We start from the raw sequence: 24,366 nt of genomic DNA, 5'->3' as shown, positions 1-24,366 counted from the left end.
CCCACACCTCCACGACGTTGCCCACCGAGAGCATCCTGGCCAGGAACTCGGCGTCGTTGCGGTCGTTCTTCCTGCGCCTGTCGGCGGCGGGCTTCATCATCTTGGACACGGCGCCGATGACGCAGTCGACGCCCAGGGCGGCGAGCTTCTTCTGCAGGTCGAACCCGGTCACGCCCGACTCGTATACGCATTTGGCCGCGGGGTCGACGGACCGGACCCAGTCGGCCGCGGCGGCCGCGTCGTAGCCGAAGGTCGCGGATCTGACCTCTCCGGTCATGGCGTCGAGCGCGACCGCCTTGATCGAGCGCGCGTGCACGTCCAGGCCTACGAACGTGGTAACATTCAGCATGAGAGCCCCTTCCATGAATGTGGCGTGGCCGCCACGGTTGACTAGACACCTTCCATTGTCGGCCTAATCCGCGGAAAGTCATGCAGCAGGGGCTCTCAATTTACTGTGTCCTGCTCATATCGTCTGTTCGCTTACTTATGCCAATCGACGAGGCAGGAGTCGAGGCCGGCGATGAGGACCTCCTTGTCCATGTGGCGTCCGATGAAGCAAATCTTGTTCATGCGGTCGCCCACTTCGGGATCCCAGTCTTCCATGATCTCGGGGTACTCGGTAATCGCTTGCTGGCGCTCATCCTCGGTGGCGGCGTCGACGAACATGCTGCTCTCGTCCATCGTCATCTGGCGGCCCGCCTGCTCGAAGACGTATGCCGTATCCGGATGTTCGGTCACCCACATGATGCCCTTCGCGCGGATGATGCTCGTGGGCCACCCCTCCGCGTACTCGTTGAGTTTGTCGAGGTCGAAGGGCTTGCGGCGCTTGTAGATGAAGGTCTCAATGTCGTACTCGAGAACCTCAGGGTCGTCGTGCTCCTCGGGATGTTCCATCGCGTCTGCCCAGGCGGCGGAGTTGTACGCCTTCTCGAAGTCGAAGCGGTTCGTGTCGAGAAGCTCACTCATCGGCACGTCGCCGCGCGTCGCCTCCACGATGACTGCTTCCTTCTGTAGGCTGCGAACGATTGCCTTCAACTCATCCATTTGCTCGGGCGTCACCTTGTCGGCCTTGTTCAGGATGAGCGTCGAGCAGAACTCGATCTGCTGGATGAGCAGGCTCTCGATGTCGTCCTCGTCGATGTCTTCCTCCAACAGGTCGCGCCCGCCGTTGAACTCGTCGTACATGCGCGCGCAGTCGACGACGGCTACGATGTTGTCCAAATCGAGCGGCGCGTGCCCCTCGTTTTTCGTCTGATCGCAGAAGTCGGAGATGATGTAGGCAATGGGAATCGGTTCGCAGATGCCCGATGCCTCGATGATGATGTAGTCGTACTTGCCCGCGTTCGCGATGTCGGTCAGCTGGTTGGCCAGGTCGTCGGAAAGCGTGCAGCACAGACAGCCGTTCGTGAGCGGGATAAGGTCGCCGTCCATTTCGGAGAACCCGTTCGAGTCGATGAGCGCGGCATCGACGTTCACCTCGCCGATGTCGTTCACGATGACCGCGGCACGGATGCCCTCCTCGTTTGCGAGAATGTGGTTCAACAGCGTCGTCTTACCTGCTCCGAGATACCCGGTGAGCAGGATAATTTTGATTGGCTTCTCTTCTTCCATGAAACGCTCCTTTGCGGTTAGCTTGATTGCTTTTGTTTGCTACCGCCCACTTTACTCCAAAGGCGCTTCGCGCGTGGCCATCTCCATGTGAAACCGCATGCAATCGAACAAAAGCTGTGGCTTTCGCGCAGCGACTGCGGTAAGCGAGACGGGTCTTGTCGCGCTGCGATACAATGCGGAGACGACACATGAATCGATGCCGGCCGCGCGAGGCTTTTCTTGCGCGGCCGCGTTGCGCATCCGCGCATTTCCCGTTCGCAGTACGCAGGAGAAGATACCTATGCCCGTAGACATCGCCACGTTGAATGGCCCTCAGGCCGAAGCTGTCCAGTGCACGGAAGGCCCGCTTTTGGTACTCGCGGGCGCAGGCTCGGGCAAGACGCGCGTGCTCACCTATCGCATCGCTCATCTCGTGGAGGACTTGGATGTGGCACCGTGGGAAATACTTGCGATCACCTTCACCAACAAGGCCGCCGCTGAGATGCGCGAGCGCCTTCAGGGCATCATCGGGCCGCGGTGCCGCGGCATGTGGGTCTCTACCTTCCACAGTATGTGCGTGCGCATGCTGCGCGCCGACGCCGAGCGCCTCGGCTTCTCGAAGAGCTTCACCATCTACGACACCGACGATCAGAAGCGCCTGTACAAGGAAATCATGGCTGAGCTCGACATCGACCCGAAGCGCTTTCCCGTAAACGCCCTCATGGGACGCATCTCCCAGGCGAAAAACGAGCTCATTGTGCCGGGTGATTTCGAGAAGCAGGCGATCGACCCGGTGGGGAAGGTGGCCGCCCGAATCTACACGCGACTGCAGGAGCGTCTGCGTGCCGCGAACGCTTTCGACTTCGATGACCTGCTCGTGTACGCGTATCTGCTGCTGAAGAACCACCCCGACGTGCTCGAGGCATACCAGGAGCGCTTCCGCTACATCATGGTGGATGAATATCAGGACACGAACCATGCGCAGTATGCTATCACCGGGCTTTTGGCGCAGAAGTACAAAAACATCATGGTCGTGGGCGACGACGACCAGTCCATTTATTCGTGGCGCGGTGCCGACATCCGCAACATCCTCGAGTTCGAGCAGGACTATCCCAACTGCCACACGGTGAAGCTCGAGCAGAACTACCGCAGCGTGGGCAATGTGCTCGCCGCCGCGAACGCCGTCATCGCGAACAACCAGCACCGCAAGGCGAAGAAGCTCTTTACCTCCGCCGAGGACGGCGAGAAGATCCACGTCTATATGGCAACCGACGAGCGCGACGAGGGCCGTTGGATCGCGGGCGAGATCGAGAAGCGCCGCTCGGCAGGCATGTCGTACAACCAGATCGCCGTCTTTTACCGCACGAACGCCCAATCGCGCATGCTTGAAGACATGCTTTTGCGCGCGGGCGTGCCCTACCGCATCGTCGGCGGCACGAAGTTCTTCGATCGCGCGGAGATTCGCGACGTCATGGCATACCTCACGCTGGTCGTGAATCCCGCCGACGACATTGCCGCGAAGCGCGTCATCAACGTGCCGCGTCGCGGAATCGGCAAGACCACCATCGAGCGCATCGAGCAGTTTGCCCGCGAGATGGGCATGACGTTCATGCAGGGGGCTGAGCTTGTCGTGCTTGACCCCGAGCTGCGCGCCTCGACCCGCCGCGCGGTGGGCGAATTCGTCGAGCTTATCAAGGAGGCGCAGGAATATTCGGGCGAGCTGCGCCGCGTGGTGGAGATGATCGTCGATCGCGCGGGGCTCATCTCGGCGCTCACCAACGAGAACACCGATGAAGCGCGCGGGCGCATCGAGAACATCCAGGAATTCATGGGCGTTGTCGACGAGTTCTCGCAGACGCATGAGGAAGACGACGCCGAGTTTGCTGCGCCGACGGAAGGGGACGCGGTTGCCGGCGACACGGAACCTGTCCGCGTGCTTCGCGGGGATTCCCTTGCCGACTTCATCGAGTGGGTGCGCCTGCGCACCGATTTGGACACCATGGGGGAGGATGGCAAGGCCGTTACGCTCATGACCGTGCACTCGTCAAAGGGCCTTGAGTTCGACTGCGTGTTCACGGCAGGCATGGAGGAGACCCTTTTCCCGCATATGAACAGCGTAAACGATGCTGCGGGCATCGAGGAGGAGCGCAGGCTTGCCTACGTTGCGATCACCCGTGCGCGAAAGGTGCTCTACCTCACGTGCGCGCAGCAGCGCCAGATTTTCGGCCAGACGTCGGCGAACCCGGTATCGCGCTTCATCCACGAGATTCCTGCCGAGCTGCGCCAAACCTCGGGGCTGGGCTCTGCGGGCTTTTCCGGCACTGGCTGGGAGAAACGCGGAAGCCGTCGCGGTATCGCGGGAAGCGGTACGGAAGCGGGCGGCGGTCGCGTGTTCGGGCGCTCGAGCGCATCGGGAAGCGCGGGTCGCGGCGACCGCGACCGCGCAGGCCGAAGCGGGCATACGGGGTCGAGCACTCACGGTTCGGGTGGCTACGTCAACCCGAAAGCGGGGAAGAAGGAGGCGGCGGGCGTCACTTTCTCCGTCGGCGACGCAGTCGACCATAAGACGTTCGGCCGCGGCAAGGTCGTGAAAGTCGACGGCGACACGCTCCATATCCGTTTCGCGAAAACCGGCCAGACGAAGAAGCTTTTGAAGGATTATGCCCCCATCGTGAAGATTGGGTAGCGTGAGCAAAGAGGCTGCTAGGGAAGGCTGAACCGCACCCCATTTCTTGGATACAAGAAATGGGGTGCTTTTGGAAAAGTATGCTCATAATGGTGATGAGGGTAAGATTTACTCGATGAGCTTGATTAGTTCATCTCGGCTACAAGCACCCTGCCATATACAGCGGCAGATAAACCCGGTCGCCTTCGATTTTCATCTGTTTCGGGTGCAACACGTACTGCGTGCCGATTTTCTTATCGAACGTCTCTTTGAGCCTGTCTAGCGAAACGGTGCCATACTGCCGCGGCGACTTCACTTCGATAGGGCTTATCCGCGGTTTTCCTGCCGCGTTCACGTACGGTCGTACGATAAGGAAATCGATTTCCATGCGCTGCTGGTTTTCCTTCTTCCCCGACTGCGAATAGAAAAACAGCTTGCGCCCATTGGCGACAAGGCATTGCGCGACCACGTTTTCGACAAGCATCCCCTCGTTGAGGCCCACGTCGCCCCTGAGCACCGCCCGGTACACGCCCTCTTCGTCCGTCGCTCCCGTCGACAGTGCAAGCGTCGCGAGCAACCCCGTGTCTGCCATATAGCACTTCAGGGAAGTTTGTTCCACACTCAACCCCAGGCCGACGCTCGGGTCGGTGGAGGCGTAGCAAATGTTCGCTATGCGCGCATCGGAAAGCCAGAAAAACGCCTCTTCGTACGTGCGCATGCGAGCATTTTTGCTGATGGAGCTGAGCGTGAACTTCTTTTCATGCTTGGATAGCTGCCCGGGTATACCGTCCAAAACCGAAACGACCTTGAATTCGTAACCGCGGGCGAAGCGCGCCACGTCGTTGCGATACAGCTCGATGATCTGCCGCTTCGCCTGCTCGACTGGCTGGAACTTTCGCTGCTCGGTGTATATCCTCACAGGCTCGGGCATTCCTCCCACTAGCATGTATTCGCGGAACAGGGCCGACGCCTTGCGATGCAGGTTGTCGGGAAGGGGCTTGAGGGAGTCAAAGCTTGACCCGATGAGCTGCGCTAGGGGCTTCTCGCCCATAGCCCAGAGAAATTCCTCGAAATCGAACGGCGCGAGCTCAAGCGTCTGCTCCTCGGACGGAACGACGATGTCCTGGATATTCTGTTTGATCGATAGGAGCGATCCGGTTTCAACATAGTCGTACCGGCCGTCAGCGACAAGGTACTTCACAAGCCCCCGCGCGAAGGGGAACATCTGCACTTCATCGAAAACGACGAGGCTCTCGCGGTCGAACAGCTCGACGGAATAATAGGCGGAAAGATACAGGAACAAGGCGTCGAAATCGTTGCTGTAATCGCGAAAGTACTGCTTGACCTCGTCGGGGGCTTGGAAGAAGTCGATCACGAGACATGATTTATATTCGTTTAGGCCGAATTCCTTAGCAAGCGTGCTTTTCCCGACGCGGCGGGCACCTTCTATGAGAACGGCTGTTTTCCCAGCCTGTTGTTGTTTCCACTCAAGGAGCTTTTCGTATGCTTTTCTTTTGAGCATGGCTTTCCTAACACGATGCGCAGAACTTCCATGCCCCCATTATGCACGATGCGCAGAACTTTCATAGGTAGAATATGCACGATGCGCAGAACTTGGGGTTGTAGCCTTTGCGGGCGGCAATGCGCTCCAAACGCAAAAGCCCGCAAAGGCTCGGCAGCGTACTTGAGCGATGCCGAGCCATGCCCGCCTTCGCTTTCCCGCCTTCGGCCATGATGCCGAAATGGAAATCGCCTTGCAACGGGCTTGGGGCAGACAAGATTCCGGAGTTCAAGAAACAGGACTAAGGCAAAGGGAAACCGACGCGAATGAGCGTTTGCGTTCCAATTAAGAATCTTAAAGATGCTGCCGCCATAGTTCGCATTTAATTGCTTCCACGGTAATCCTTTCTTGCTATGTTGAATAAGCTTTATCGGCGATGGCATTGCAGTTTTCTCGGATGTGGAGGTGCATACATGCGGAAGAAGTGATTTTGCCCCGATTGCCGACTTCCCTTGCAGTATTCGTTTCTTGGTATGTTGTGCATTTGTATTCTGAGAAAACGCCAGATGAAGTCTCTGCGCTTGCAATCGTTTGTGTACTTTCGTAGAATGTAATTATCGTACAAGAATCTGTACAAGTATGGAGGTCTCGCCATGGAAGCGGTTGCGTACTCGACGTTTCGCAAGGATTTGCGGGCATACTTGGATAAGACGCGCGATGATGCTATTCCGCTGTTGGTCACGAGCAAAGACCCAAGCGCGAATGTGGTCGTCATGAATGCGATGGATTACGATAATCTCATTGAAAACTTAGAGGTTCAATCGAACGCGCGTTTGATGAGCAAGATTGAGAGAGGGATGAAGCAGTTTGCCGAAGAACGAGGTGCAAACCACGAGCTCATCGAGGTAGAGGATGCCTAAACTGTGGTCCGACGATGCCTGGGAAGATTATCTTTGGTGGCAAGCCGAGGATAAGCGAACGCTCAAACGCATTAACAAGTTGATAGAAGATGCGCTGCGAAACCCTTATGAGGGGCTGGGAAAGCCTGAAAAACTCAAGGGCAGCTTGTCTGGCTTGTGGTCGAGAAGGATCAATGAGAAGGATCGCCTTATCTACGACGTGCAAGGCGATACGATTCGCATTTACTCGGCGAGAAGCCATTATTCGGACAAATAGGCTTGGTTTCTGGCATCCTGCTTTCGGCGGCGCTCTTGTCCGCGGCCAACTTCGCATTTTGCCTGTGCGCCTTCAGATTTGGGAAAGCGAATCTGAAGGCGCTATCCCAAATCTGGCATTCGGTGGAATGCCCTCTAGCTTCTGCTCATGCAGCTTTCGCAGTAAGTGCAGGCGGCGGGGGTGGCGGCGAGGCCCCCGAGGGCGCTTTCGCGCAGCTCGAAGGGGAGGCTTTTGCCCACAGCGAACATCGCATCGACCGTCTGGTCGAAGTCGACGAGGTTCCCGATGCCCGCAAGGGCAATCTCCGCGCTCACGAGCGCCACGGCGGCGCCTGCCGCGTTGCGCTTCTGGCAAGGCACTTCCACAAGCCCTGCCACGGGGTCGCAGACGAGCCCCATCAGGCTAGTGAGCGCGTTCGCGGCAGCGTTCAGGCACTGCGCGGGCGTGCCCCCGGCAAGCTCGCACGTCGCCGCAGCCGCCATGGCGCATGCGGCGCCCACCTCCGCCTGGCAGCCGCCCTCGGCGCCCGACACGGTGGCGTTTCTCGTGATGAGGAATCCCACGGCGGCCGCGCAGGAAAGCCCGCGAGCCAAGTCTTCATCGGTGAACCCGTGCTCTTCTCCGAGAGCCATGAGTACGCCGGGGACGGCGCCCGCGCTGCCGGCGGTGGGCGCGGCGACGATGCGGCCCATCGACGCGTTCGTCTCGAGCACAGCCATCGCATAGGTCGCCGCCTTCACTGTCAAATCACCGCAGACGCTTCTCCCCGATGCGTGGAACGTGCGCATCCGCTGCGCCTCGCTGCCCAAAAGGCCGCCCATGGACTCGGCAGGCTCCTCGATCGGGCGCAGCGTCGAGGCGCGCATCACGTCGAGCGCGCGCTTGAGGTATTCCTGCGTGTCGGCGATGCATCCTTGCGACGCGCACAGGGCCTCCTCTCGGGCGCAGAAGGCTTGCGAGATGGTCGAATCATGGGCATCGCACCAGTTCAAAAGCTCTTTCCCGCTCGCAAAATCGAGCGCTTCGAAGCTTATAAGCGCCTGCCCCTCGTCGATGGGACAGCCTTTCGCGCCTTCGCCCTCGGAAGCCGTGCTGTCGGCGGGAATCACGCGCACGTCGAAGATGCCGGGGTGTTCGGCGATTGCGCGGCGCACCTTGTCGCTCACCCGTTGGTCGCACTCGAGCACGGTGTAGGCCACCTGGCCGCGCCTTTCGCGGAACATGCGCGTCGTCGCGATGTTCACGCCCTCGTCCGATAGGCACCTTGCGATATGGGCGAGCACGCCCGCCTCGTCTCGCTGTCGCACGACGACGCTCGTGTGCTCGCCGGTGATGTGCACGTCGATGCCGTCGAGGCGCGTGATCACGGCTGCGCCGCCGCCGATGCTCTCGCCGCGCACGTAAACCGTGCAACCTGACTCATCGGTCACGGTGACGTCGATCGTGTTGGGGTGCGCGAAATCGTCGGCCTGGGGGTCGGGGGTGAAGGAGAATGCGAGCCCCTTTGCGGAGGCCCAGCGGAAGGAGTCGCGAACGCGCAGGTCGTCAGCGGCAAACCCAAGCATGCCAGCAACGAGTGCCTTGTCAGTGCCGTGCCCCTGGTAGGTGTGCGCGAACGACCCGAGAAGACGAAACACCGCTTTTTGGGGTGCCGAGCCGCACAGGTTTCTCGCCATAAGCGCGATGCGCAGCGCGCCTGCGGTATGCGAGGAGGAGGGTCCGACCATGATCGGGCCGATGATATCGCGAAGTCCAAGCGTTTTCATGGGAATGCGCTCCTGTTTCTCCTCAGTTTGATGCTGTCGCGCGCGTCTCGCGGAATGCGCTTACATTGCGTGCAGCGTGTGCGAAGCCACCCGTGGCATACGCGATATGTGCAATGGCGCACGCTGCGTAGATAACGTGCACGACAAGCATCCTCAACTTCCGTTTCGAGACGCGCATCGCCGTGCCGATTCCATCAACACTATATATCAGTTGCGTTGGGGCAAAGGGGATGGAAGGCGCGAGCTCGCAAGCGCAGAGGCTTCGCGACCTGCAATCCCTTTCACGCCGATGCCTAGCGCGATTGCGTTTCCGAGCTCGCGCGATGCGGGGCGTGCGTTATACTGTTCGGGCATTTTTAACATCCCGCCGAGATCGCTCAGGTTAGCTGCGCATCACGATGTACGCTGCCGCTTTGAGCTGCACGGCGGAGAAACAAGGAGAGAGAACATGTCATCGATCATCGTCGTCGGTCACAAAAACCCTGATAACGACGCCATAAGCGCGGCTGTCGGGTATGCATACCTGAAAAACGAGCTCGCGCGCCGCGCGGGCGAGGAGGCCGTCTTCGAGCCGGTGCGCCTGGGGCCGCTTCCTCCCGAGACCGAGTGGATCATGGGCGAGCGCGGCATCGAGCAGCCCCGCCTTATCGAGTCGGTTCCCGAGGGCGCTAAGGTCATCCTCGTCGACCATAACGAGATGCTCCAGTCCGTGGACGGCTTGAACACTGACGACCTCGTCGAAGTTGTCGACCATCACCGCCTGGGCGGCCTTACCACCGCGCAACCGATTCGCGTGAACGTGAAGCCCGTCGGCTCCACCGCCGCCATCGTCGCACGCGAATTCGAGATCGAGGGTGTGGAGCTTCCCGAGTCCATCGCCGCACTGCTGCTCGGTGCGATGCTCACCGACACCGTCATCATGAAGTCGCCCACCACGACTGATTTCGACCGCGACATGATTGCGCGTACGGCCAAGACCCTGGGCGTCGATCCGGTCGAATACGGAATGGACATCTTCAAGTGCCGTTCGAACCCCGCCGAGCTTCCTATCGACAAGCTGGTGAACGCCGACGCGAAGGAATTCGAACTCAAGAATGGCAACAAGGTCTACATCGGCCAGTTCGAGACCGTCGACTTGAAGGCGGTCCTCGGCCGCGAAGCCGAGATTCGCGAGGCTATCAAGGCGCTCGTCGCTGAAAAGGGCTACCAGTTCGTGCTGTTCTTTGCGACTGACATCCTCGCTGAGGGCTCGCAGTTCATTTGCGAGGGCGATACGCAGTTCGTCTCCGACGTGTTCGGTGTGAACTTGAACGATGGTGAAAGCGCCTGGATGCCCGGCGTGCTCTCCCGCAAGAAGCAGGTTGCGGCGCCTATCCTCGCCGCATAAGAAAGCGGATGTGTCCGCGAAGGCGGATGCTCGCTCTTTGAAGTGACAAGGCCCCGATGTCTCGCGCAAATCCGCGCAGGCGTCGGGGTCTTTTGCGTGCGCGAGCGACTATGCCGACGTCGGGGCTGTTCCTGCGGGGCGGTCGTTGCGGGAAAGATGTTGCCAGCGTGAGTCTTTGCCCAACCGACGGGCGGTCGCGTCAAGATCCCGCCGTACGTTCGGGTGCTATTCTTCCCAGCGTTTCGCCACGTAGTCGAGCAGGAATTCGTAGAAGCGCTGTGCTTCGGAATCTGGGGTGCAGCGGCTTGTCTTCGCCACGATGACGTCGCGCGTGAATTCGGTTTCCTGCAGATGGACGAGGCGGCAGGACTTCGGGTCGAGGTCGCCCCAGCTGTGGTCGGGCCAAAATCCCACGCCGAGCCCGAGGCCGATCATCTTCTTCACTACGAGTGGATTGTCGCTTTCGAAGGCGATGTGCGGGGTGAAGGCGCGGCGCGCGCAGAAGGTGTCGCACACCTCGCGAAAGCGGCGCGACCCCGCGAGGGCGATGAACCGCTCGTTTGCAAAGTCCGCAAGCGAGGCGGTATCCCCAAGCGCGCTGCTTGCGGGAACGGCGATGCCGATGCGCTCCGAAAATGGCGTCTTTTCGACGGCGTTCTCCACTGTGCTCGAGCCGCGCGGCGTAATAGTTGTCACGATGACGTCGCGATGTCGCTCGCGCTCGTCCTGTGTGATCTCGAATGAGACATGCGGGTTGAGCTCGCTATAGGCGGCGATGCCGTCTATAGCCACCCCAGATGCCGCATGCACGCCGACGCGGACTACGCCCTGCTCGCCCTGTTGGAAAAGCTGCACGTCGCGCGCCACATTCTCGAGGGTTTCCATCGCGGGCTTCACGCGGTCTCGAACGTAGGCGCCAGCGGGGGAGAGGCGGATGCCGCGCCCCGCACGCTCGAACAGGCTTACGCCGAGTTCCTGCTCGAGGCGGTGGATTGACTGCGTGAGCGCAGGCTGTGCGATGTGGAGCTGCTTCGCCGTGTTGGTCATGTGCTCGCTTTCGGCCACGGCAAGAAAGTACCTCAGCTGAAGCAGTTCCATATCCTTCTCCATCTCATAAGGAAAACATTATGATTTTCATCTTAAAGATATATTGGACATTATCAAGAGAAAGCCTACCATGAATCAAGTTGTAAAACGCTCGATTCGGGAGATGGTATTACCGTGGCGGAAGTGCTTGAAGCTGTCATGCTCATTTGTTTCGGCTTGTCGTGGCCGATGAATGCGTACAAGAATTACAAGGCGCGTACGGCGGCGGGCACGAGCTGGCAGTTCATCCTGCTCATTACGCTCGGCTACTTTGCCGGCATCGCTGCGAAGTTCGTATCGGGCACGATCAATTGGGTGCTCATCGTATACTTCATCAATGTGGTGTGCATTGCGGTGAATTGGGCGGTGTATTTCCGCAATCGTAAACTTGATGAGGAGCGAGGCGTCATCGATGCCGCCGAATCGCTCAAGGAGCGTCGCGCAAGCCGCGATCGTGCAGTGGCGGCTGCGGAAAACGGCTACATCGAAGGGGTTCGTGCAGCAGGCCGCGAGTAACGCAGGCGCCGAGGCCCTCTTTGGAGCGAGCGTACGCGCCCGAATCAACTGCATACTTCCAGCGAGTCGCTGCTTCCATCCCTATCACGGCTCGCGATTTCACAGGGCGCCTTCCCTCAGGCGCCCTTTTCCGCATAAGGGTCCGAGTTTTGCCGGGCTGCTCGAGAAAAGCAGAAAGGTGCCGCCTTGCCAGAAGTTGCGCTGCAAAATTGTGGAGAAGAGAAGGAGACGACTCCCATACGAGGAGGTACCGGTGCAGCGATCGCCCCGAAAGCGGCAGCGAGACAACTTCTTCAAGTTGTGTTTTGCCAGCTCACAGCAACCTATCCGCATGATGTTCCACCCTGTGCACCGTTTACCCTAGGGGATAGACACACCCGGGTGCGTGGCGTTTGACAAGCTGGTGTTCGAGCCGTATAGTACCAACTCGCGCCGCATTGCGGCGTGTATTTTCGTGTGCGCACCAGCTGAGCGTACATGAAAATGGGGGAGCGCCTCGCACGCGGGGCGATCCCAGCAGGCATATGGTTTTCGCAGCCACATGGTCAGGTTGCGCGAAGCCAGGTAGTAAAGAAGGAGAAGGAACTTGCCTACTATTAATCAGTTGGTCCGCAAGGGCCGCAAGACGGCTGTCGCCAAGTCCAAGACGCCGGCGCTCAAGGGCAACCCGCAGAAGCGTGGCGTGTGCACCCGTGTGTACACCACCACGCCGAAGAAGCCGAACTCGGCTCTTCGTAAGGTTTGCCGTGTCCGCCTCGTCAACGGCATGGAAGTAACGGCCTACATTCCCGGCGAAGGTCACAACCTCCAGGAGCACTCCATGGTGCTTATCCGCGGTGGTCGTGTTAAGGACCTTCCTGGTGTCCGTTACAAGGTCATCCGCGCTGCTCTCGACTGCGCTGCAGTTGACAAGCGCAAGCAGGCTCGCAGCCGCTATGGCGCCAAGCGCCCGAAATAAGTAAACCGCTAAGTCGCGCGGGCCAGAAGAGAAAGGCCTAATGGGAGGCAAGGAAGCCCCCTCGAAGCGCGCAGGAAAGAAGGAGTTACCCAATGCCGCGTCGTGCAGCAGCAGTCCGTCGTGAAACTCAGCCGGACGCAAAGTTCAACAATCGTCTTGTCACCCAGCTGATCAACAAGATCATGCTCGATGGCAAGAAGTCCATCGCCGAGGGCATCGTCTATGGTGCTTTCGACATCGTCGAGGAGAAGTCCGGCCAGGATCCCCTGTCCGTCTTCAAGAAGGCCATGGACAACGTTCGCCCCACGCTCGAGGTCAAGCCGAAGCGTGTCGGCGGCGCAACCTACCAGGTGCCGATGGAGGTCAATTCCCGTCGCGCCACCACGCTCGCCATCCGCTGGATCGTCGACTTCTCGCGCAAGCGCAAGGAGCACACCATGAAGCAGCGCCTCGCTGCAGAAATCATGGACGCAGCCGAGAACACCGGCGCTTCCGTCAAGAAGCGTGAGGACCTTTACAAGATGGCCGAGTCCAACCGTGCGTTCTCGCACTACCGCTTCTAGGTCGTGAGGGAACATGGCTAAGACTAACGATCTGAAGCTCACCCGTAACTTCGGCATCATGGCTCACATCGATGCCGGCAAGACGACCACCACTGAGCGAATTCTTTACTACACTGGCAAGACCCACAAGATCGGCGAGGTGCATGATGGCGCCGCGACGATGGACTGGATGGTGCAGGAGCAGGAGCGCGGCGTGACCATCACCGCTGCTGCTACCACCTGCTTCTGGAAGAAGGACGGCGAGACCTACCGCTTCCAGATCATCGACACCCCGGGCCACGTGGACTTCACCGCCGAGGTTGAGCGCTCCCTGCGCGTTCTCGACGGCACCGTCGCCGTGTTCGACGCCGTTGCCGGCGTTCAGCCGCAGTCCGAGACCGTTTGGCGTCAGGCCGAGCGCTACGGTGTTCCCCGCATCGCGTTCATCAACAAGTACGACCGCGTTGGCGCCGACTTCCTCCATGCGATCCAGACCATGAAAGATCGCTTGGGCGCGAAGGCAGTTGCTGCACAGCTCCCGATGGGCGCTGAGGACAACTTCTGGGGCGTCATCGACCTTGTCACCATGACCGCATGGGACTTCAAGGCCGACGACAAGGGCATGACCTACCCTGAGCCCATGGACGAGATCCCTGCCGAGTTCAAGGATGACGCCGAGCTGTACCATCAGGAGCTCCTCGAGGCTGCCGCCGACTGCGACGATGACCTCATGGAGAAGGTCCTCATGGAAGAGGAAGTCTCCGTCGAAGAGCTGAAGGCTGCCCTGCGCAAGGGCGTCATCGCCTGCAAGATCAACCCCGTGTTCGTGGGCTCCGCCTACAAGAACAAGGGCGTGCAGGAACTCCTCGACGCCGTTGTCGACTACCTCCCGGCTCCGATCGACGTTCCCGCCATCAAGGGCACCAACCCCGAGACCGGCGAGGAAGATGAGCGCCCGAGCGATCCGAAGGCCCCGTTTGCGGCCCTCGCGTTTAAGATCATGACCGACCCGTTCGTCGGCAAGCTCACCTACCTGCGTGTGTACTCCGGCCATCTGGACGCTGGTTCCTACGTGTCCAACGCCACCAAGGATAAGAAAGAGCGCATCGGCCGCCTGCTTCAGATGCACTCCAACCAGCGCGTCGACATCGACGCCTGCTCCGCTGGCGATATCGTCGCCGTCGTTGGCCTGAAGAACACGACCACGGGCGACACGCTGTGCGAGGAAGACGCGCCGATCATCCTCGAGTCCATGGAATTCGCCGACCCCGTCATCGACGTTGCTGTCGAGCCGAAGACCAAGGCCGACCAGACCAAGATGGAGATCGCACTCCAGAAGCTGGCAGAAGAGGACCCGACGTTCCGCGTGTCGACCAACCATGAGACCGGCCAGACCATCATCGCCGGCATGGGCGAGCTTCACCTCGAGATTATCGTCGACCGTCTTCTGCGCGAGTTCAAGGTCGAGGCGAACGTTGGTAAGCCGCAGGTTGCCTACCGCGAGCGTCCGGGCCACGAGGTCCTCTCCGCCGAGGGCAAGTTCGTCCGCCAGTCCGGTGGTCGCGGCCAGTACGGCCATGCGGTCATCAACATGTATCCGCAGGAAGCCGGCAAAGGCTACGAGTTCGAGAACAAGATTGTCGGCGGCGTCGTGCCGAAGGAGTACATTCCTTCCATCGACAAGGGCATCCAGGAAGCTCTCAACACGGGCGTTCTGGCTGGTTACCCCGTCGAGGACGTTCGCGTCGAGCTCATCGATGGTTCTTACCACGACGTCGACTCTTCTGAGGCTGCATTCAAGGTCGCAGGCTCCATGGCGATCAAGGACGCGCTGCGCAAGTCTGACCCGGTCATCCTCGAGCCTGTCATGTCCGTCGAGGTTGAAACCCCCGAGGAGTACATGGGCTTCGTCATGGGCGACATCCCAAGCCGCCGTGGCATGATCTGCGGCCAGGAATCGCGCGGCAACGCCGTTGTCATCTCCGCGAAGGTTCCGCTGGGCGAGATGTTCGGCTATGCAACCGACCTGCGCTCCGGCACTCAGGGCCGTGCGACGTACACGATGCAGTTCGCGTCCTACGAGCCGGTTCCGAAGAGCGTGTCCGAAGAGATTATCAGCAAGGCTGGCGGCAACGCGTAAGGCGCGGCTGCAACAAGCTTAATGGAGGTAAGATAAGTGGCTAATCAGAAGATTCGCATCCGCTTGAAGGGGTACGATCATGAGATCGTGGATCAGTCCACCAAGCTCATCGTCGATACCGCGCAGAAGACGGGTGCCAAGGTGTCCGGTCCTATTCCGCTGCCGACGGAGCGCAACATGTATTGCGTCGTCAAGGGCCCGCACGTCGACAAGGATTCCCGCGAGCAGTTCGAGATGCGCACCCACAAGCGCCTCATCGACATCCTGGAGCCGACCCCGAACACGGTCGATTCCCTGATGCGTCTCGATCTCCCGGCCGGCGTCGACATCGAGATCAAGCTGTAAGGGGGCTCTTTTAAATGATTAATGCAATCTTTGGCAAGAAGATCGGCATGACGCAGATCTTCGCTGAGAACGAAACCGTCGTTCCCGTTACCGTTATCCAGGCTGAGCCGAACAAGGTATGCCAGGTGAAGACGAAGGCTACGGACGGTTACGAAGCTGTTCAGTTGGGCTTCGGCGCAATCAAGCCGAAGAAGGTCAACAAGCCGATGGCGGGCCATTTCGAGAAGCTCGGCACTGAGCCTGTTCGTTACCTGCGCGAGGTTCGCGTCGAGGACGCGAGCGAGTACAAGACGGGCGACCTGCAGACCGTCGCGGCATTCGCCGACGTGAAGAAGGTCGACGTCACCGGCACTTCCAAGGGCAAGGGCTTCGCGGGCGTCATCAAGCGCTACGGCTTTGCCGGCGGCCCTGGCGGACACGGTGCGCACTTCCATCGCGCTCCCGGTTCGGTTGGCCAGTGCGCAACCCCGTCCCGCGTCTTCAAGGGCGTTCGCATGCCGGGTCACATGGGCTGCGATACGGTGACCGTCCGCAACCTCGAGGTCGTTCGCATCGATGAGGAGCAGAACCTCATCCTCGTCAAGGGTGGTATCCCGGGCGGCAAGAACGGCATCGTGCGCGTGCGCATGGCGTAGTTAGTAACGAAGATTAGGAGCTGCATTACATATGGCAACGATTGATATCAAGGACGCGAAGGGTGAGAAGACCGGCACTGCCGAGCTCAATCCTTCCGTGTTCGGCATCGAGCCGAACGTCCCGGTCATGCACCTTGCGGTCCGCGCGCAGCGCGCTTCGTGGCGCCAGGGCACGCATGACACCAAGACTCGCGGCGAGGTCCGTGGCGGCGGCAAGAAGCCGTGGCGCCAGAAGGGCACCGGCCGCGCTCGTCAGGGCACCATCCGCGCACCTCAATGGGCTGGCGGCGGCACCGTGTTCGGTCCGCACCCCCGCTCCTACGAGATGAAGGTGAACAAGAAGGAGATCAAGCTCGCGATGCGCTCTGCGCTTTCCGCGAAGCTCGCCGACAACCAGCTCATGGTCGTCGCTGATTGGAACTTCGAGAAGCCCTGCACCAAGGACGCCGTTGCTGCCCTGAAGGCGCTCGGCATCGAGGGTCGCGCGACGCTCGTGATCGGCAACGAGGACATCAACACCTACAAGTCCTTCCGCAACATCCCGACCGTCACCATCGTCCCGGTGTGCATGATCAACACCTACGACTTCTTGGATAACAAGACGCTCGTGCTGACTGAGTCCACCCTGGCCCGCATCGAGGAGGTGCTTGCATAAATGAAGGATCCTCGCGAGGTTATCATCCGCCCCGTCATCACGGAGCACAGCTACGACATGATGGAGAAGAACACCTACACCTTCGAGGTCGCCAAGACCTCCAACAAGGTTGAGATCCGTCAGGCAGTTGAGGCCATCTTCAACGTGACGGTGACCAAGGTGAACACCCTGAACGTGAAGTCCAAGCCGAAGCGCATGCGCGGTGCGGCTGGCCGTACCCGTACGTGGAAGAAGGCTATGGTCACGCTCAAGGAAGGCGATTCCATCGAGCTGTTCAACGCCTAGAGTACTATCTCTGAGCGACTGACGCCTGCTACGAAGCCCCAGGTTATTTGACCTGGGGCTTTTTCTTTCTCGACGCCCGCTATCCTTTGCTCTTGACCAACCTCGAGCGCGTTTAACGGTGAGGTTTCGCTATAATGGGACAAACGACGATATTTCGAGGAGTCCGCATGGCGTTTATCGAGTTCCGCGATGTTCGCAAAATCTATCAGATGGGCGAGGTTGAGGTCGCCGCTGTCGACGGTATGTCGTTTACCGTCGAAAAAGGCGAGTTCGTCGTCGTGGTCGGGCCTTCGGGCTCGGGTAAGACCACGCTTTTGAACATGCTCGGCGGCATGGATTCCTGCACGTCGGGCACGATTATGCTCGACGGGCGCGAGGTGAGCTCGTTCGACGAGAAGGAGCTCACGTATTACCGCCGTTACGACATCGGCTTCGTGTTCCAGTTCTACAACCTTGTGCAGAACCTGACGGCGCTCGAGAACGTTGAGCTCGCAAGCCAGATTTGCACCGACCCTCTCGATGCCGCTGAAGTCCTTGCCGAAGTTGGCCTCTCTCATCGCATCGACAACTTCCCTTCGCAGCTTTCGGGCGGCGAACAGCAGCGCGTCGCTATTGCCCGCGCGCTCGCAAAGAACCCGAAGGTGCTTCTGGCGGACGAGCCTACAGGCGCCCTCGACTATAAGACGGGCAAGGCGATCCTAAAGCTTTTGCAGGACACGTGCGCGAACACGGGCAAGACCGTCGTGCTCATCACGCACAATTCCGCGTTCACCGACATCGCCGACCGCGTGATTCATATCCGCGAGGGCAAGGTTGCCGCCGTGGAGCAAAACGCCCATCCCGCCTCCGCTGAAACGATTGAGTGGTAGCCGATGGCAGGGGCATTCCGCAAAGAGGTAATGCGGTCGATCACCCATTCGCTTGGGCGCTTCCTCGCTATTGCCATCATCGCGGCGCTCGGGTGCGGCTTCTATGCGGGCTTGCGCCTCACCGGCCCCGATATGCGTCTTGCGGGCGATACTTACTACGACGCGACCAACCTGTGCGATCTGCGCGTTGTCTCATCGCTCGGGTTCACCGATGATCAGATCGATGAGATTTCCCAGGTGGAAGGCGTGAGCGGCTTCATGCCTGCTTACGAGTCCGACGTCATCGCGCAGATTGACGGCGTGCAGTACACAACGCGTATCCATTCCCTCAATGTTGATAAGGCTCGGGCGAGCGAATGCGACGATGGGCTGAATGTCGAATCTGAGGACCCGAACTATATCAACCGGCCCATCCTGGTCGAAGGGTCGTGGCCCGAATCGAATGACGAGTGCCTTTTGTCCGCTGATACGGTGTGGTCGACTGAGGTGAGCGTCGGCGATAAGGTCCTGCTTGCGGAGGGCGCCTCCGATCTGGACGATACCTTCGCCGTCCACGAGTACACCGTCTCAGGGTTCGTTCGCTCTTCGTATTACACGTGCTCAACATCGGTGGGGTCAACGTCTCTCGGGTCGGGGCAGCTCGCAACTTTCGCTTATGTTCCCGAAGGCGCCTTCGCGGAGGATTTCCCCTATACCGAGGCGTTCGTTACCGTCGCTGGTGCTCGTGAGGCGCAGTGGGCGACCGACGATTACCAATTGCTCGTTGATGCGACGGCTTCGCGCATTAACGGCATTTCGGATGATCTGCTCGCTTCGCGTCTCGACGGGATTCGCGCCGATGCGCAGGCGGAACTTGACGAGAGCCGTGCCGACTTCGAGGCTGAGCGAGCCGATGCGCTCCAGAAGCTCGACGATGCGCAGGCGGAACTTGATGATGCGAAGGCGAAACTCGACGAAGCGGCTGCACAGCTCACAAGCTCGCAGGCGACCCTTGACTCGAGCGCTCGCGAGCTTGCGAGCGGACAATCACAGATTGATAGCGGACGGGCGGAACTCGAAGCCCAGCGCGTTGCTGCCGAGGAGCAGTTTGCGGCTGCCGAGGCCCAGCTCGATGCCGCGCAGGCAAACTACGATGCGGCCATGTCGCAGCGTGCTCAGCTTGTCGAGCAGCTCGCGCAGGCGCAGGCGGCGGGCGCGTACGATGTCGTGGCGCAGCTCGAAGCGGCCATCGCGCAAATCGATGCGCAGACCGCGGGCGTTCCCGAGCAGATTGCGCAGGGGCGTGCCCAGCTTGCTGAGCAGCGCTCTCAGGCGCAGGCGAGCATGGACGCCGCTGAGGGCGAGCTTGCAAGCTCGCAGGCGGCTATCGACAGCGGTCGCGCCCAGCTGGAATCGGGACGGCGGCAGCTTGCATCGGGACGCTCCGAATACGAGGACGGCCTTGCACAATACGAAGAGGGTGCAAACGAGCTGTCCACCCAGCGCGCGGATGCCGAGGAGCAGTTCGCCGACGCCGAGGCGAAGCTCGCCGATGCCCAGGCCGACGTGGATGCGATCGCGGATACCGAGGGCGAGGTGTACGTGCTTGACCTCACGAAGAATATCGGCGCCGAGAGCTTCAAGTCGGACGCGGGCCGCATCGACCAGATCGCGCAGGTCTTCCCGTTTTTGTTCTTCCTCGTGGCGGCGCTCGTCTCGCTTACCACCATGACGCGCATGGTGGAGGAGGAGCGCGTGCTCATCGGCACGTTCAAGGCACTCGGCTACAGCAAGGCGCGCATCACCTCGAAGTACCTCATTTACGCCATCGTGGCAAGCGGCGTCGGTGCGATTATCGGCATCGTCGCGCTCTCGAAGTTTTTGCCCTGGTTCATCATGGGCGCCTATGCGATCATCTACGCCGTCCCGTGTCGGCCGTGCCCGGTCGATCCCGTCATGACGGCCGCCGCCGCGGGGCTCGGCGTGGGAATCACCGTAATCGCCACCTGGTTCGCTGCGGCCTCGACGCTGCGCGAGCGCCCGGCGTTCCTCATGCTGCCGCGTGCCCCGAAGGCCGGCAAGCGCATCTTGCTCGAGCGCATTCGCCCCGTGTGGCACCGCCTGTCGTTCTCCTGGAAGGTTACTTCGCGCAACCTCTTCCGCTACAAGCGCCGCTTTATCATGGCAATCGTGGGCATCGCCGGCTGCACGGCGCTTCTGCTCACGGGCTTGGGGCTGCAAAACGCCATCAACGACATCATCGACAAGCAATATGGCGAGCTCTACCACTACAACACCATCGTCCGTATGGACTCCGATTGCACGCCTGACGAGAAATCCCAGGTGGAACAACGGGTTAGGGAAGACGCCTCGGGAGATTTCACTTGGCTTGCCGCCGCGAACAAGCAGGCGCAGTCCGTCTCCGGCGACGGCGCGGACATAAGCCAGCACCGCATCGACATCATCGTGCCCGAGCATCCCGACGCCTTCTCCGACTTCATCACGATGCGAACGCGCGAGGGGCACGAGGAGCTTGCGCTCTCCGACGACGGCGTGCTCGTGAGCGAGAAGCTCGCGATGGAGCTCTCCCTTGAGGTGGGCAGCACGTTTTCCATCTTCGATGAGGACGCCGTGGGCGACGTGACGGGCGACGGGCGCGAGGTCACCGTGGCGGGCATCATGGAGAACTACGTCGGGCACTACGTCTACTTCACGCCGACACTCTACGAGCAGGTGATGGGCGAGGAACCTGCGTTTACCACGCTCTATGCGAACGAGGTGGAAGACGAGGGCGCGCGAGAGGTCCTCTCCGACGAGCTTCTGGCAACTGGCGGCGTGAAGACGGTCACCTACAACGACGAGACTATCGATAGTTACCGAACTATGCTCAAGAGCGTCGACAGCGTGGTCGTGGTCCTCGTGATCGCGGCGGCCCTGCTCGCGTTCGTCGTGCTCTACAACCTGACGAACATCAACATCACCGAGCGTGTCCGCGAAATCGCCACGCTGAAGGTGCTCGGCTTCACCCCGCGCGAAGTCGATGCCTACATCTATCGCGAAACGCTTCTGCTTGCCGTGATCGGTGCACTTGTGGGCCTTCTGCTCGGCATCGTGATGGAAGGCTTCGTTGTGGTGACGGCCGAGGTTGATCAGGTCATGTTCGGCCGCGACATCCATGCGGCAAGCTTTATCATTGCGTTCCTGTTAACCATGGTGTTCTCGGTGATCGTCACGCTTGCCATGCGCCCAAAGCTGCGTCGAATCGATATGGTCGAAAGCCTGAAATCGAACGAATAGGCGCCTACTTGTACCTGCGAATTCCCGAAGATGAGGGGGTAATCCGTCCCTTTCATACGTCTTGCAGGATGCGCATCGCACAAGTTGCGCTACAATTTCTACAAATGAGTTGGAGTTTTCTCATTCGAAAGGGGAACTAGTTCAATGAAGGTTACTCAGCGAAAGCTCGATGACGGCAAGCTGCGTCTCGAATGCGTCGCAACGCCCGTTGAGGTGAACGAGGTGCTGCAAAACGCCTACATCCAGTTCGCTCAGCAGATGGGCCTGCGTCCGGAAAAGGACAAGACGGTCGCCCAGGTCGCCGAGGAGCAGATGGGCATCAAGAACCTCGATTCCGTCGTGCAGGAGCAGGCAATCGAGGGCCTTGTCCCTTACGCCATCGACAAGAAGAACCTCACGCCCGCGTACCCGCCGAAGGCCGAGCATGATCGCGCCATCGCCCGCGACCGTGAGTTCGAGTTCACCATCGTGGTGCTCCCGAAGCCCAACTACGAGCTTTCTTCCTATGAGCCGGTTTCCATCACGGTGCAGACTTTCGAGGTGAGCGAGGACGAGGTCCAGCGCCATATGGACGAAACGGCCGAGCACTACGCCGAGTACGTCGCCGACGACCCGCATCCGGTTGCGAAGGGCGACAGCGTGAAGGTGAAGCTCGAGTGCTCCGAGGACGGCAAGCCGATGCCGGGCCTGACCACCGAGGGCCGCACCTACACCACGGGTGCTGGCTACATGCCCGACGGCTTCGACGAGAACATCATCGGCATGAACGTTGGCGAGACGAAGGAGTTCACCTTCGAGGGCCCGAGCCTCGACGACGACGGCAACGAGTGCACCCAGAAGGTGGAATGCCGCGCCACCGTTCTCGAGATCCAGAAGAAGGTCATCCCCGCCATTACCGACGAGTGGGTGACGAAGTACATGCCGATGTACAAGTCGGCCGACGACTTCCGCAACAGCATCCGCGAGAGCCTCGAGAAGCAGGGCCGCGAGCAGTACGACGACTACAACCGCCAGCTCGCTGCGAGCGAGCTTGCCCGCCGCTTTCAGGGCAGCATCGCCGACGAGGTCTACGAGGCAATGCGCGAGCAGCTGATGAACAACGTGCGCCAGACCGCTCAGCAGCAGGGTAAGACCCTCGACGCCTTCATCGAGGAGCAGGGTGGCCAGCAGCAGTTCGGCATGATGATGATGATGCAGATCCGCGAGCTGCTCGTGCAGGGATTCGCTCTCGACGCGTTGTTCCGCCACGAGCACCTCGTGCTGAACGATGACGACATCAACGCCGCCTGCCGCGCTATGAATCCGCAGGTGAACCCCAAGATGCTGCGTCAGCGCCTCGAGCAGACGGGTCGCGGCTTCATGCTGCGCGAGGCTGCTGAGCGTCTGAAGGCGAACAACTGGCTGCTCGAGCGCGCGAACATCAGGATCGCGGGCGAGCAGGCTGACGCTGACAAGGCCGAGGCTGACGCTGCGGACGCTGCAGAATAGCCGCTTTCCCGAATCGCATGGAGGGGAGAAAGCCCCGCTTGGAGGCTGACTTTCCGCCTTTGCAAGCGCCTCGTTGGACGTAAGGTTCAGCGGGGCGCTTTTCTTTGGCTCCAGTGTCCCAATCGCACGCGCGCGCTGAGGGTTGGCTTCTTGCGCACCGTATACTGAATCTGATGCGGTATACGCCGCGTGGATTTTCCGACGATGAGGAGGAGCCATGAGACGACGTCTATTTGGAATCATGCTTGCCTGCTTGCTTGCGGTAGGGCTTGTTCCCGCGGCCGCGTTCGCGCTGGGGCAGGGAAGCGAGCCTGCGCCGGGTGATTCGGCGGGCGCAATCGAGACGCAATCGTTCGCAACCGAACATTTTCCCAACTACGGATTCAGCGATGTCGACCCGGGCGAGTGGTTTGCGAACGACGACATCTTGGGGTATGCGCTCCAGCATGGGCTTATGCGCGGCTACGATGAAACGGGCATGTTCGGTCCCTACGATCCGGTGACGCGCGGGCAAGTGGTCACGGTGCTGTGGCGCATCGCGGGGTCGCCTGAGGAGTACGGCTACAGCTTCACCGATGTGCCGCCCGACGAGTTTTTCTCGGTGCCGCTGAGCTGGGCGAGCAAGGCGGGAATCGTTCAGGGTTACGGCGATGGCACGTTCCGCCCGTACCAAAGCGTCACGCGCGAAGAGCTCTGCAAGATGCTCGCGAACTTCGCCAGGATCCATGCGGGCATTTCCACGACGACTCACGGCTACCTGTTCGCGCAGATGCCCGACAACTACGAGGTGAGCGAATGGGCGCGTAACGAGGTTGCGTGGTGTTTGAACAACCATATCATCACCGGCGTGGAGATATATCAGGGTGGCTCGGTCGTGCGCCTGATCAAGCCGCAGGACACCGCTGATCGCTCCATGTTCGCGAAGATGGTCTCAGTGCTCGATCGTGACGTGCTCAACGAGATGGCGGTTCCGCGCTTCGGGTTGGGCTCCTATATCGCTGGCGTGAACATTCCTACCGGCTGGTTCGCCCTCGACAGCGCTGACGGCTACTATCCTGGCTACATCGAGGTGTACCATGCGGGTGCAGACCCGGACGACGCGCCGCTTTACGCTGCGTATTTCGGGTATCGCGGGTATATGAAGCTTGAGCCGGGTATGAGGGTCGGTATTTCCGGCGCCGTTGCCGTGCCTTATCACAGGAGCTCGCCGGCGAGTGAGATCCGGGGCTGGGGCATGTACGACGTCGACTACGACCTTGCCGCAGGAACGTATGACATCATCCCGATGGCCGATGCGACCTCGGGTCCGGCGAAGTACGGAGTGGCGACCCTCCCGAGCGAGCTTCTCGCTCCCGAGAGCACGGCCGTGCAAACGTTCACCCAGAAGGTAACGGTTACCCTGAATTACGGCCAGCTGCTATATCTGGAGAACGCTCTGGTGGTCGCCAAACCTTAGGCGATGTAGCGAATGCAAGCGGGGCATGTC

General features: G+C 60.3%; 21 protein-coding genes. 16 read left to right on the top strand and 5 right to left on the bottom strand.

The genetic code is table 11. The features are described 5' to 3' along the window. Together ACMRQN_RS03490 and ACMRQN_RS03485 are read right to left on the bottom strand one after the other, a co-directional pair. Window positions 1-349: IS110 family transposase (locus ACMRQN_RS03490; protein ID WP_418733835.1), on the bottom strand; the 349-nt coding region annotated here is incomplete at its 3' end. Between the two features lie 131 nt (window positions 350-480). Beyond that, complete coding sequence (locus ACMRQN_RS03485) at window positions 481-1,611, bottom strand: CobW family GTP-binding protein (protein ID WP_418733834.1); 1,131 nt, start codon at window positions 1,609-1,611, stop codon at window positions 481-483. A gap of 280 nt (window positions 1,612-1,891) precedes the next feature. Here ACMRQN_RS03485 and ACMRQN_RS03480 point away from each other — a divergent pair, with 280 nt between their 5' ends. After that, on the top strand, window positions 1,892-4,276 hold the full coding sequence (locus tag ACMRQN_RS03480) for an ATP-dependent helicase (protein ID WP_418733833.1): 2,385 nt from the start codon (window positions 1,892-1,894) through the stop codon (window positions 4,274-4,276). 139 nt (window positions 4,277-4,415) lie between these two features. On the opposite strand, the gene ACMRQN_RS03475 is transcribed toward ACMRQN_RS03480, so the two are convergent. After that, a complete protein-coding gene (locus ACMRQN_RS03475) occupies window positions 4,416-5,777 on the bottom strand; it encodes an ATP-binding protein (protein ID WP_158049775.1) in 1,362 nt (453 codons plus the stop codon). A 632-nt stretch (window positions 5,778-6,409) separates the two neighbouring features. Between ACMRQN_RS03475 and ACMRQN_RS03470 the strand changes: the two genes are divergently transcribed. Together ACMRQN_RS03470 and ACMRQN_RS03465 are read left to right on the top strand one after the other, a co-directional pair. Beyond that, on the top strand, window positions 6,410-6,676 hold the full coding sequence (locus ACMRQN_RS03470; protein ID WP_418733832.1) for a type II toxin-antitoxin system Phd/YefM family antitoxin: 267 nt from the start codon (window positions 6,410-6,412) through the stop codon (window positions 6,674-6,676). Further along, window positions 6,669-6,932, top strand: a complete 264-nt coding sequence (locus ACMRQN_RS03465) for a Txe/YoeB family addiction module toxin (protein ID WP_418733831.1) — start codon at window positions 6,669-6,671, stop codon at window positions 6,930-6,932. The genes ACMRQN_RS03470 and ACMRQN_RS03465 overlap by 8 nt, the downstream gene beginning before the upstream one ends. Before the next feature lie 134 nt (window positions 6,933-7,066). Here the strand turns inward: ACMRQN_RS03465 and sdaAA are convergent, their stop codons facing one another. Then, window positions 7,067-8,698, bottom strand: a complete 1,632-nt coding sequence (sdaAA, locus tag ACMRQN_RS03460) for an L-serine ammonia-lyase, iron-sulfur-dependent, subunit alpha (RefSeq protein WP_418733830.1) — start codon at window positions 8,696-8,698, stop codon at window positions 7,067-7,069. A 448-nt stretch (window positions 8,699-9,146) separates the two neighbouring features. On the opposite strand from sdaAA, the gene ACMRQN_RS03455 reads away from it, so the two are divergent. Continuing rightward, the gene (locus ACMRQN_RS03455; protein WP_158049771.1) at window positions 9,147-10,085 is read left to right on the top strand and encodes a manganese-dependent inorganic pyrophosphatase; all 939 of its coding nucleotides are present in this window, start codon (window positions 9,147-9,149) and stop codon (window positions 10,083-10,085) included. Window positions 10,086-10,310: 225 nt separating this feature from the next. Here ACMRQN_RS03455 and ACMRQN_RS03450 read toward each other — a convergent pair whose 3' ends face one another. After that, window positions 10,311-11,183, bottom strand: a complete 873-nt coding sequence (locus ACMRQN_RS03450; protein ID WP_418733829.1) for a LysR family transcriptional regulator — start codon at window positions 11,181-11,183, stop codon at window positions 10,311-10,313. 123 nt (window positions 11,184-11,306) lie between these two features. On the opposite strand from ACMRQN_RS03450, the gene ACMRQN_RS03445 reads away from it, so the two are divergent. From ACMRQN_RS03445 to ACMRQN_RS03390, 12 genes are all read left to right on the top strand, one after another. After that, entirely contained in the window at window positions 11,307-11,687 is a 381-nt protein-coding gene (locus ACMRQN_RS03445; protein WP_418733828.1) for a hypothetical protein, read from the top strand. 586 nt (window positions 11,688-12,273) lie between these two features. Next, entirely contained in the window at window positions 12,274-12,645 is a 372-nt protein-coding gene (rpsL, locus tag ACMRQN_RS03440) for a 30S ribosomal protein S12 (RefSeq protein ID WP_158049769.1), read from the top strand. A 92-nt stretch (window positions 12,646-12,737) separates the two neighbouring features. Further along, entirely contained in the window at window positions 12,738-13,208 is a 471-nt protein-coding gene (gene rpsG / locus ACMRQN_RS03435; RefSeq protein WP_158049768.1) for a 30S ribosomal protein S7, read from the top strand. Window positions 13,209-13,221: 13 nt separating this feature from the next. Then, the gene (gene fusA, locus ACMRQN_RS03430; protein WP_418733827.1) at window positions 13,222-15,327 is read left to right on the top strand and encodes an elongation factor G; all 2,106 of its coding nucleotides are present in this window, start codon (window positions 13,222-13,224) and stop codon (window positions 15,325-15,327) included. A 36-nt stretch (window positions 15,328-15,363) separates the two neighbouring features. Then, window positions 15,364-15,672, top strand: coding sequence for a 30S ribosomal protein S10 (rpsJ, locus tag ACMRQN_RS03425; RefSeq protein WP_158049766.1), 309 nt, complete (start codon window positions 15,364-15,366; stop codon window positions 15,670-15,672). A 14-nt stretch (window positions 15,673-15,686) separates the two neighbouring features. Continuing rightward, on the top strand, window positions 15,687-16,307 hold the full coding sequence (gene rplC / locus ACMRQN_RS03420; protein WP_158049765.1) for a 50S ribosomal protein L3: 621 nt from the start codon (window positions 15,687-15,689) through the stop codon (window positions 16,305-16,307). A gap of 31 nt (window positions 16,308-16,338) precedes the next feature. Continuing rightward, a complete protein-coding gene (gene rplD, locus ACMRQN_RS03415; RefSeq protein WP_158049764.1) occupies window positions 16,339-16,962 on the top strand; it encodes a 50S ribosomal protein L4 in 624 nt (207 codons plus the stop codon). After that, window positions 16,963-17,247, top strand: a complete 285-nt coding sequence (gene rplW, locus ACMRQN_RS03410; RefSeq protein ID WP_158049763.1) for a 50S ribosomal protein L23 — start codon at window positions 16,963-16,965, stop codon at window positions 17,245-17,247. 167 nt (window positions 17,248-17,414) lie between these two features. Next, window positions 17,415-18,116 (top strand): ABC transporter ATP-binding protein, encoded by a 702-nt coding sequence (locus ACMRQN_RS03405; RefSeq protein WP_296061315.1) that lies wholly within the window; start codon window positions 17,415-17,417, stop codon window positions 18,114-18,116. A 30-nt stretch (window positions 18,117-18,146) separates the two neighbouring features. Beyond that, window positions 18,147-21,392, top strand: coding sequence for an FtsX-like permease family protein (locus ACMRQN_RS03400; protein WP_418733826.1), 3,246 nt, complete (start codon window positions 18,147-18,149; stop codon window positions 21,390-21,392). Window positions 21,393-21,536: 144 nt separating this feature from the next. Further along, window positions 21,537-22,880 carry a trigger factor gene (locus ACMRQN_RS03395; protein WP_418733825.1) on the top strand — a complete coding sequence of 448 codons (1,344 nt, stop codon included), beginning with the start codon at window positions 21,537-21,539 and terminating at the stop codon, window positions 22,878-22,880. A 217-nt stretch (window positions 22,881-23,097) separates the two neighbouring features. Beyond that, window positions 23,098-24,336 (top strand): S-layer homology domain-containing protein, encoded by a 1,239-nt coding sequence (locus ACMRQN_RS03390; RefSeq protein WP_418733824.1) that lies wholly within the window; start codon window positions 23,098-23,100, stop codon window positions 24,334-24,336. Window positions 24,337-24,366: the final 30 nt, after the last annotated feature.

Source organism: Ellagibacter sp. (assembly GCF_048412355.1).
GTDB lineage: Bacteria > Actinomycetota > Coriobacteriia > Coriobacteriales > Eggerthellaceae > Ellagibacter.
Note: the sequence above shows the minus strand (reverse complement) of the source record. Positions and strands in the feature narration are given on the sequence as shown.

Bases quoted from the DNA above. Each gene is read 5' to 3' on its own strand.
- sdaAA (WP_418733830.1), bottom strand. From the start codon at position 8,698: ATGAAAACGCTTGGACTTCGCGATATCATCGGCCCGATCATGGTCGGA.
- fusA (WP_418733827.1), top strand. From the start codon at position 13,222: ATGGCTAAGACTAACGATCTGAAGCTCACCCGTAACTTCGGCATCATG.
- ACMRQN_RS03400 (WP_418733826.1), top strand. From the start codon at position 18,147: ATGCGGTCGATCACCCATTCGCTTGGGCGCTTCCTCGCTATTGCCATC.
- ACMRQN_RS03395 (WP_418733825.1), top strand. From the start codon at position 21,537: ATGAAGGTTACTCAGCGAAAGCTCGATGACGGCAAGCTGCGTCTCGAA.
- ACMRQN_RS03475 (WP_158049775.1), bottom strand. From the start codon at position 5,777: ATGCTCAAAAGAAAAGCATACGAAAAGCTCCTTGAGTGGAAACAACAA.
- ACMRQN_RS03455 (WP_158049771.1), top strand. From the start codon at position 9,147: ATGTCATCGATCATCGTCGTCGGTCACAAAAACCCTGATAACGACGCC.
- rplW (WP_158049763.1), top strand. From the start codon at position 16,963: ATGAAGGATCCTCGCGAGGTTATCATCCGCCCCGTCATCACGGAGCAC.
- ACMRQN_RS03485 (WP_418733834.1), bottom strand. From the start codon at position 1,611: ATGGAAGAAGAGAAGCCAATCAAAATTATCCTGCTCACCGGGTATCTC.
- rplC (WP_158049765.1), top strand. From the start codon at position 15,687: ATGATTAATGCAATCTTTGGCAAGAAGATCGGCATGACGCAGATCTTC.
- ACMRQN_RS03470 (WP_418733832.1), top strand. From the start codon at position 6,410: ATGGAAGCGGTTGCGTACTCGACGTTTCGCAAGGATTTGCGGGCATAC.
- ACMRQN_RS03450 (WP_418733829.1), bottom strand. From the start codon at position 11,183: ATGGAACTGCTTCAGCTGAGGTACTTTCTTGCCGTGGCCGAAAGCGAG.
- rpsG (WP_158049768.1), top strand. From the start codon at position 12,738: ATGCCGCGTCGTGCAGCAGCAGTCCGTCGTGAAACTCAGCCGGACGCA.
- rplD (WP_158049764.1), top strand. From the start codon at position 16,339: ATGGCAACGATTGATATCAAGGACGCGAAGGGTGAGAAGACCGGCACT.
- ACMRQN_RS03390 (WP_418733824.1), top strand. From the start codon at position 23,098: ATGAGACGACGTCTATTTGGAATCATGCTTGCCTGCTTGCTTGCGGTA.
- ACMRQN_RS03480 (WP_418733833.1), top strand. From the start codon at position 1,892: ATGCCCGTAGACATCGCCACGTTGAATGGCCCTCAGGCCGAAGCTGTC.
- ACMRQN_RS03405 (WP_296061315.1), top strand. From the start codon at position 17,415: ATGGCGTTTATCGAGTTCCGCGATGTTCGCAAAATCTATCAGATGGGC.
- ACMRQN_RS03465 (WP_418733831.1), top strand. From the start codon at position 6,669: ATGCCTAAACTGTGGTCCGACGATGCCTGGGAAGATTATCTTTGGTGG.